The organism is Streptomyces sp. M2CJ-2 (assembly GCF_016757295.1).
In the GTDB taxonomy this organism is placed as follows: Bacteria; Actinomycetota; Actinomycetes; order Streptomycetales; family Streptomycetaceae; genus Streptomyces.
The window spans coordinates 1-341 of sequence record NZ_JAESIF010000315.1; the positions used below are offsets into that span (position 1 = coordinate 1).

The window sequence follows — 341 nt, forward strand, 5'->3', positions numbered from 1 at the left end:
CCGTCGAGCACCGGCAGTCGAAGTACCTCAACAACCGGGCGGAGAACAGCCACCAGCCCACCCGGCAGCGCGAACACGCCATGAAGGGCTTCCGCTCCGTCGGCGGAGCCCAGCGGTTCCTGTCCGCGTTCAGCGGCATCTCACCCCACTTCCGGCCCCGCCGCCACCTGATGACCACCTCGAACTACCGCACCGAGATGACCGTTCGCTTCGCGATCTGGGACCAGGTCACCGGCGTCGCCGGCCGGCCTGCCGCGGCCTGAGCATGAAAGCCGGAACCGGCCCCCGCCATGCCCCGACGTGCCGTCAGGCACTCACACACCCAACAACGTGACAGCGCC

At 69.2% G+C, this 341-nt stretch carries 1 protein-coding gene; it reads left to right on the plus strand.

Features of this window, described 5'->3' with window-relative positions; all coding sequences use genetic code 11:
- Positions 1 to 263: DDE-type integrase/transposase/recombinase (locus JL475_RS39455; protein WP_202282987.1), on the plus strand; the 263-nt coding region annotated here is incomplete at its 5' end.
- Positions 264 to 341: the final 78 nt, after the last annotated feature.